General features: G+C 74.5%; 3 protein-coding genes and 2 pseudogenes. 1 reads left to right on the forward strand and 4 read right to left on the reverse strand.

Annotation, left to right across the window (positions count from 1 at the left end; translation table 11 throughout):
- Positions 1–65: 65 nt before the first annotated feature.
- The 4 genes and pseudogenes from B9S58_RS30985 to B9S58_RS31000 all read right to left on the reverse strand — a co-directional run bounded on the left by B9S58_RS30985 (position 66) and on the right by B9S58_RS31000 (position 5,273).
- Positions 66–1,649 (reverse strand): SDR family oxidoreductase, encoded by a 1,584-nt coding sequence (locus tag B9S58_RS30985; protein WP_103535249.1) that lies wholly within the window; start codon positions 1,647–1,649, stop codon positions 66–68.
- Between the two features lie 104 nt (positions 1,650–1,753).
- Positions 1,754–3,785: pseudogene (locus B9S58_RS30990) on the reverse strand (hypothetical protein).
- Between the two features lie 116 nt (positions 3,786–3,901).
- A complete protein-coding gene (locus B9S58_RS30995) occupies positions 3,902–4,348 on the reverse strand; it encodes an SRPBCC family protein (protein ID WP_103535250.1) in 447 nt (148 codons plus the stop codon).
- 64 nt (positions 4,349–4,412) lie between these two features.
- On the reverse strand, positions 4,413–5,273 hold the full coding sequence (locus B9S58_RS31000; protein ID WP_103535251.1) for a DeoR/GlpR family DNA-binding transcription regulator: 861 nt from the start codon (positions 5,271–5,273) through the stop codon (positions 4,413–4,415).
- Between the two features lie 260 nt (positions 5,274–5,533).
- Here B9S58_RS31000 and B9S58_RS31005 point away from each other — a divergent pair.
- Positions 5,534–6,216 (forward strand): annotated as a pseudogene (locus B9S58_RS31005) (hypothetical protein); the annotation flags it as partial.

A 6,216-nucleotide genomic window follows, 5' to 3' on the forward strand; every position in this document is an offset into this window, starting at 1 on the left:
TCTGCGGCGTGTGGGGCCGGGCACACCCAGGGTGCGTCCGGCCGCACACCATAGCGGCCGGGCCGTCAGTTGTCTGTACCACTGTCGGCCATTGGCGCACGGCCCTTCTCCTCGGCGGCGGCCGCCTCGGCGATGTTGCGCGCCATTCCGCCGAACACCACCGAGTGGAAGGGCCACACGCTCCACCAGTACGCATGACCGGGCAGCCCGCGCGGATGGAACAGGGCACGCTGCCCGTACACCGTCCGGCCCCGCGCGTCGCGGCGCACCGACAGCTCCAGCCAGGCCAGGCCCGGCACCCGCATCTCCGCCCGCAGCCGCAGCAGTTCGCCCGGCACGATCTCCTCCACCCGCCAGAAGTCCAGCGAGTCGCCCACCCGCAGCCGGTGGGCGTCCCGCCGGCCGCGCCGCAGCCCCACCCCGCCGACGAGCCGGTCGAGCCGGCCGCGTACCGCCCAGGCCAGTGGGAAGGAGTACCAGCCATTCTCCCCGCCGATGCCCTCGATCACCCGCCACAGCGCGTCCGGTCCGACCGGCACGGCCAGCTCCCGCTCGTCGCGGTAGAGGCTGCCGCCGGCCCAGTCCGGGTCGGTGGGCAGCGGGTCGCTCGGCGCGCCGGGCACCGAAGCGTTGGACCAGCGGGTGTCGACCCGCGCCTCCTGGATCCGCTTCAGGGCCAGCCGCAGCGCCCGGTCGAATCCGATGGCCCCGGCCGGCGGATCGGGAACGTACTCCTTGATGTCGTGCTCCCGGCAGACCACCTCGTGGCGCAGCGACTCGGTGAGCGGCCGGGCGATGGAGCTGGGCACCGGTGTGACCAGACCGACCCAGCGGCTGGAGAGCGTCGGGGTGAGCACCGGCACCGGCAGGATCAGCCGCCGCCGCAGCCCCGCCACCCGCGCGTAGCGCTGCATCATGTCCCGGTACGTCATGACGTCCGGGCCCCCGATGTCGAAGGACCGGTTCACCTCGTCGGGCAGCGCCGCGCTCCCCACCAGGTACCGGACCACGTCCCGTACGGCCACCGGCTGGATCCGGGTCCGCACCCAGCTTGGGGTGATCATCAGGGGCAGCCGTTCCGTCAGATAGCGCAGCATCTCGAACGAGGCGGACCCCGAACCGATGACGATCGCCGCCCGCAGCACCGCCGTCGGCACCCCGGAGTCCAGCAGGATGTGCCCCACCTCGGCCCGCGAACGCAGATGCGGCGACAGGTCCTTCTCCGGCACCCCGGCCGGGGTCAGCCCGCCCAGATACACGATCCGGCGCACCCCGGCCGCCCGCGCCTGTTCGCCGAAGGTCCGGGCGGCCTTACGGTCGGTCTCCTCGAAATCCGAACCGGAACCGAGGGCGTGCACCAGGTAGTACGCCACATCGACGTCCCGCATCGCCTCCGCCAGGGACGCGGCGTCGGTGACATCGCCGCGCACCACCTCGACCCGGTCCGCCCAGGGGTAGTCGCGCAGCTTCCGCGGCGTTCTGGCCAGGGCGCGTACCCGGTGCCCCGCATCGAGCAGGGCGGGCACGAGCCGGCCGCCGATGTAGCCGGTGGCCCCGGTCACCAGACAGCGCGGGCGCGAGCTGTCGGGGCCGTCGGGGAGATGTAGCTCGTCGGAACCGCTGTCAGGGGCGTCGTCAGGATCCGTCACCTTTCCGAGTCTGGCACCGGACGGCCCGTACGACCGGTCGGAGGGCTCCGTACGGCGGCATCGGCGCCATCGGTACGGTGACGGCTCCCAGGTCCCGCGTCGGCTCAGCGTACCGCCGCGAGCGTCTCGCCCCCGCGCAGCGACGCCGTCAGCTCCACGTCGGCATCACGGGGCGCCCGCACCGCGAGCGTCGGACCGCCCGCCGCTCCCCGCACCGCCCCGGACGCCTCGATCCGGGTCACCGCCCGGCTCCCCGCCGCCAGGACGTACCACCGGCCGGAGGCCGCTTTCCAGCGGGTGCCCGCCAGGACGTGCTGGCCGAACCTGCTGCACAGGGCCGTGTCGTCGCGGTCGGCGACCACGGCGGCCGGGCCCGTGGGCGAGGCGGCGGGCCCGAGGAACTGCACCAGCACCCGGCCGGGACCCCGCCAGGTGTCGGCCCGGGTGCACAGCCAGTCGGCCGACGCACTGCCCTCGGGCAGCTTCTGCTCGGCGAAGGCCCAGTTGTTGACCGCCCGCACGCCGGAACCCGACAGGGTCCGCAGGGAACATGCCGTACGCGCCCAGGCGAGCAGCGCCTCGGCGCCCGTCGCCTCGCGAGGCTGCCGGGCCGGTGCGTCCCGGCCGGGCTTCGGCGTGTACGTCAGGTGTGCGGGGGCCAGGTCGCCCAGATCCGTCACCAGGAAGGCGTGCTTCTCCACGATCCGCCCGGAGGAACGCAGCTGGAGCACCGGCCAGGAGCCGCACGCGCCGTCAGCGGCGGGCCGGGGCGCCGGAGCGGTGGTCCCGTCCGGGCCCACCGCCAGGGGGTGGGCCCGGCGTGTCGGGCGCGAGGAGGTCCCGGGTGGTGGACTCCTCGATCCAGGGGGCGAGCAGGAACCGTGCGCTGTCTCCGGTACGGCTGACGACGACGGCCGCGCCCGTCGTCACGTCCGCGTCGTCGGTCCGGGCGAAGTCGAGCGCCGCCGCGCCGGACCCGGACAAGGGTTCCGCGTATCGCACCACCCGGACTCCGCCGTCGTGGAACAGCGCCACCGTCGCCCCGTCCACGTCGCCCGCGAACAGCAGCCGGGGCGGCTGCACGGGCGGGACCGTGACCGTGCCCGGCGTGGTGGACACCCGGATGCTGCCCGGCGGGTCGGACCGGGCCCGCAGCGCCCGGCCCAGTAGCTCGCCGTCGCCCGTGCGCCCGCCCCGGGCGGGCCAGGCCGTGAAGTCGACACGCGAGGTGTCCGCCCACCGCTCCGCCGCCGTCCGCAACAGCCCTGCCGGATCGAGCGCCGGGGCCACGACACCTGCCGCATCCGGGTCGTCGCCGGGGTCCCGGGTTCCCTCGTCGACGGAGACCGCCAGCCCTGCTGCCACCACGCACAGCACCGCGGCCACCGCCACCGCCCGCACCCGGAGCCTGCGTCGCAGCAGGTCGCTCGGGCGGGTCTGGACCGTGCACGGGTCGAACTCGCAGGACCTGAGCATCGCCTCCGCCCCGGCCCGGTCCGGCCTCCCCAGCCGGGCTGCCCGGCGCACCGCGTCCGTCGGATCCGCCACCGCCGCCCCGGCCAACAGATCCCGCGCCCCGGACTCGTCGAGCCCCTCCAACAGCTGTAGGGCGAACGCCGCCCGGACCGCCCCGGACGCCGTGGACAGCGCCTGGTACAGGGCCAGTTCGTCGACGCCGCCCGCCCGGGGGAAGAGCCGCAACCCCCACACCACCGGCGCGGCCGGACGCAGCGCGGCGGGAGCCGGGAGCCTTCCGGGCCACCAACGGGGCCGCCGCTCGTAGGCCAGCGCCGTGCGCAGCACCCGCAGCCGCATCCACCCGTACGCCGTGCTTGAGGGGCCCCGGCCCGGCCCGACGCCTTCCGGTGCGGGCTCCGCGTCCAACGGAGCGCCGGCCCGGCGGGACTGGGCGGGAACGCGCGGGCTCCGCGCACGGCGCCCGGCAGCGGGCAGGGCCCGCTGGACGACGGCGTGCGCGGCCAGGACCCGGCGGTGCCGTCCGAGCGATGGCGGCAGGACGACGTAGGTGAGCCGCACCAGGCGGGGGTAGTGCTCCACGAGGGCGGCCTCGGCCTGCCGCACGTCCGTGCGGTCGGCGGATACGTCGGTCCGCTGGTGCGGTTGATGGATCGGCATGAAATGGGTGCATTCCGAGGCCGTGGCGGGGATGTCATACCGACAAACGAGTCAATCGTGTGACGGTCACACCACCCGTGCACCTCGCCCGTGCGGACCGTCCGGGAGCCTCGCCCCTACGCGTCGCCGGGGGAGGCGAGCAGGGCGTCCAGGACCTTGCCGAACACCCGGCGCCCGGTGGAGGCGAGCAGCGGATCGCCCCACCGGGGCACCAGCCGCACCCGCAGTTCCTCGACCCAGACCACATGGGAACCGGAATCCGTGGGCAGCACGTCGATCGAGGCCCGGCCCAGCACCACGGACCCCCGCTTCTCCAGCCGGCAGACCCCGGCCCGGCCTCCGGCGGGCGGCGTCCACCGCACCACTTCCATCGGATCGTCGAACGCCAGCGGGCCCAGCCCCGTACGCGCCACGAAAACCGTCCCGAGCTGCGAGGGAAGCCCGGTCGGGACCGAAATCGCGGTCAACGGCACCTGTGCGGCGTGCCGTTCCCAGTCGGTCACCCGCCGCCAGGCCTCGGCAGCGGGGAGAGGGGAGAAGCGCTCGATCCGGAAGACGGCCACACCACGATCCTATGGGGTGTCCGGCGGACCCGCGGTGAGCCGAACGGAATCCGGAGCGCCCGCCTCAGCGCTCGGCGGCGGGCGGCGTGTCGACGGCCCCGGCGGGAGCGTCGCCCGCCACCAGCAGACCCGGCAGATGTTCTTCGATCTCCGCGCGCGTCCCGGAAGCCAGGCCGGCGTCCGTGACGAACGTGTCGACCTCCTCCAGCGCGGCGAAGGAACTCAGGCCCAACGTGCCCCACTTGGTGTGATCGGCCACGACCACGATCCGGCGCGCCGCCCGGACGAAACGGCGGTTGGTCTCGGCCTCCGCGAGATTGGGTGTCGAGAGCCCGGCCTCGGCCGAGATCCCGTGCACGCCGAGGAACAGCACATCGAAGTGAAGGGAGTCGATGGCCCGGTCCGCGACCGGTCCCACCAGCGAGTCCGATGGCGTGCGCACCCCGCCCGTCAGCACCACCGTCGCCGCCCCGGGCCGCGCTCCGCGCCCCGCGGCCGGACGCTGCGCGTCGTGGAACACATCGGCCACCCGCACCGAGTTGGTCACCACCGTCAGATCCGGCACGTCCAGCAGATGCCGGGCCAGCGCGAACGTCGTCGTCCCGCCCGAGAGCGCGATCGCGCTGCCGGGCACCGCCAACGCCGCCGCCGTCCGCGCGATGTCCTCCTTGGCGCTCAGCTCCAGCGCCGACTTCGCCTCGAAGCCGGGCTCGTGCGTACTCGCCTCGACGACCGGAACCGCACCGCCGTGGACCTTCTCGATGACGCCCTGGCGGGCCAGCGCGTCCAGATCCCGGCGGATCGTCATGTCGGAGACGTTCAGCTTGCGGGTCAGCTCGTTGACCCGGACCCCGCCACGCCTGCGCACCTCGTCGAGGATCAGCGCACGGCGCTGCTCCGCGAGCAGATTCTGATTCTCGCTCAACGCCGAGTCCGGTCCTTCCCTCTGCCCTGCGGTCCGCAGCGGTCTGCGCGACACGCTCATCCTGCCACGCAGGTATGTCCGGCGTATCAGCTGGGGAGATTCCGTGTGACCGCTCATGCCCCCGCCCCGCGCCCGGAATCCTGGGTCCGGGCGACCGGCGGGTCACGTCCGGAGCCCACGGCGTCCCGGCCCCGCCCCACCCGCTCCTGTGCACGCCTTCGTCGGCCGCGAGGCCGACGCACCCGAGAGAGAGTTCCCCCTTGGCTCCTGCCGCCCTGCCCCCGTCCCCGCCGGTCTCCCCGTCCCCGCAGCACACCGGGACCGCACTGGAACTGCTCGTCCACGGCGTCGGCGGCGCCACCCCGCAGGAGATGCTGGGCGACCCCCGTACCGTCCGGGTCACCGGGGACGCGACCGCCGCCGTGTACCGGCGCACCGAGGACGCCCACGCCGAGAAGCACCCCGAGCGCTACCGGGACGAGCCCGTCGCCGAGGCGTACTGCTGGTCCGGCCTCACCTCCGGCAACAGCTCCCGCGCGCTGTGGCTGCTGCTCCTGCCGTTCATGGTGGTCAACCTCGCCCACTGGATGCGCCCCACCGCCACCGGCCGCACCCGCGCGGTCCGGCTGTACGGCGTCCTGGTGCGGCTCGTCGCGCTCAGCCTCACCGTGCTGCTCACGGCGGCCGCCTGCGAGGTCGCCCTGGACCTGCTGGCCTGGCAGTGCGCCGGCACCGAGGCCTGCGCCGAACGCCGTTCCTGGCTCGGTTTCCTGTCGGCCCATCAGGGCGGCTGGTGGTCCCAGCCCGGCCGCCGCCTCGCCCTGGCGGCCGTCGTGCCCGCGGCCCTGGTGGGGCTCCTGTGGTACCTGTCGAACCGGACCTGGAGCGCGTACGAGTCCCAAGCCCCCCTGGACGGGGAGGACATCCACGCGCACGACCCCGA

Origin of the sequence: Streptomyces sp. SM11, from assembly GCF_002910905.1 — a bacterium.
Lineage (GTDB): Bacteria > Actinomycetota > Actinomycetes > Streptomycetales > Streptomycetaceae > Streptomyces.